2 protein-coding genes and 1 pseudogene are annotated in these 1,790 nt (G+C 29.7%); 2 read left to right on the top strand and 1 reads right to left on the bottom strand.

Features of this window, described 5'->3' with window-relative positions:
• Positions 1–177 (bottom strand): annotated as a pseudogene (locus ACI32A_RS05870) (amino acid permease); the annotation flags it as partial.
• A 234-nt stretch (positions 178–411) separates the two neighbouring features.
• Here ACI32A_RS05870 and ACI32A_RS05875 point away from each other — a divergent pair.
• Positions 412–1,236, top strand: coding sequence for a helix-turn-helix domain-containing protein (locus ACI32A_RS05875; protein WP_439754108.1), 825 nt, complete (start codon positions 412–414; stop codon positions 1,234–1,236).
• Positions 1,237–1,357: 121 nt separating this feature from the next.
• Positions 1,358–1,585, top strand: a complete 228-nt coding sequence (locus ACI32A_RS05880) for a hypothetical protein (RefSeq protein ID WP_439754109.1) — start codon at positions 1,358–1,360, stop codon at positions 1,583–1,585.
• The last annotated feature ends 205 nt before the right edge of the window (positions 1,586–1,790 follow it).

Consider the following 1,790-nt stretch of genomic DNA (forward strand, 5'->3'; position numbering starts at 1 on the left):
CAGTGCATAAGGAACAAAGTAGAGAAGGAACATTACGATCCAACTGAAGATGACTTTTGTTCCGTCAAAGTAGACATAACCGTTAACAACGTTACCAAATCCCCACACGGTGGAGAATGCCATCATTGCTAGGGTCGTCCACATCATCTTTTTGGGATTATTTTGTGATTCAGTCATAAACTACCTTTCTATATTACTAAAATATTTATGTGAACTTTCTAATTATATAACAATAGCGGTTCCAAGAAATCTGTGTTAATGCTACTCTCATAAGAATTTAACGGCATATTTTTAAAAGTATGAAGTCAATGAAGAGGATTTTGGTAAATATTATTTTTAATATTGAAAATAAAAAGAATGATTTATTTAAAATTAGAGTAAAAAAGATAAGAGCAATGAAAGGACTTAATAATGAAAATTGGACAAGCATTAAGAACGGAACGCTTACGTTTAGGTCTATCTCAGCAAGAAATGTGTGCTGGCATTATTAGTAGACCGCATTACGCTAAGGTGGAAAAGGGGATGTATATGATAAATTCAGAGAATTTATTTCAGATATTATTAAAAAATAAAATCGATATTACCGCATTCTATAAGCTTATTCAGAATACATATAATTCCCAAGAAAATAAAATTGATAATCAATTACAAATAAAGATGGATCATGCTGTTAATACAAAGAATGTTAACGAAATAGAAGAATATGCTGAAGAGATTATTTCCACATCAAAGAACGAAATTTTAAAATTACGTGCGATAGTAACTGTAGCCTATTTTAAGGGTGACGTTGATAAATTAAGTACACAAGTTAGAAAAGAAATAAAGAAAGAATTTGATGAAGGACGGCATTGGACTAAGAGACCTGAATCATTAAGACTTTTTGCTAATACTATGCCTTTATGGGCGCAAGATGAACTAGATTTTTTTATTGGTAGGTTATTAATAACGGCTGAAAAAGAAGATTTTTCTGAATTAATGCTAGAGAGATATTTAAGAATATTCGCTAATTATTTAGCTATGTGCTATGAGAGGAAAATTAGTGAAGAAAAAGGGTGTATTAACGAAGTCATAAAATACATAATTCTCAAGGCAACTTCATTTCATTTAATGATATATAAGACAACTGGCATTTATATGCATTTATTATTTAACGGTAACAAAGAAGAGGCTCAAAAAATTAGAGAGGATATGAAAAAATGTGGTTATGAAAATTTAATTTCTAGCTGGCCTGAGTAAAAATGTAATAAATGCATTACAAGAAAAATTAACCTTTTAAACTGGGCAGTATTATTAAGATAAATCGGATAAGGATAAAAGCGGAAATAATTTTAAGTTAGCCTAAGTTTAGGAGGTTAATATGAAAAAAGATAGATTTGTATTGAAGAGGGATGAATACATAAAATACTTGGTTTATCCTAAAGCTTTTCAAATAGTCTTTTGGTTTGAAGAAATAGTAGGAGCAGCTATGGTGGCATTCTTAAAGAGCAATGATGCTCATATTATAGGAACAGTCCTACTAGGAGTGGGTGTTTTTGCCTTTTTGATAGAAATAATTTTGACTATATTTTTTAGTTTTAGAAATTAATAATTCTAGGTATATTTAAGAGTTTTGATTTTTAGATCATTTATTTGTGATTTTGTCGAATTAGGCTAAATTAAAATAAAAACAAAAGAGTCATAAATCCTTTAACATTAAGATTTATGACTCTTTTGTTTTTATTGAAAAATATTTTGATATGGGTCCCCTGGGAGTCGAACCCAGATTTTAAGAACCGGAATCTTACGTGCGA

Source organism: Floccifex sp. (assembly GCF_051873555.1).
GTDB lineage: Bacteria > Bacillota_I > Bacilli_A > Erysipelotrichales > Erysipelotrichaceae > Floccifex.

Coding starts and splice junctions, on each gene's coding strand:
- ACI32A_RS05880 (WP_439754109.1), top strand. CDS start 1,358: ATGAAAAAAGATAGATTTGTATTGAAGAGGGATGAATACATAAAATAC.
- ACI32A_RS05875 (WP_439754108.1), top strand. CDS start 412: ATGAAAATTGGACAAGCATTAAGAACGGAACGCTTACGTTTAGGTCTA.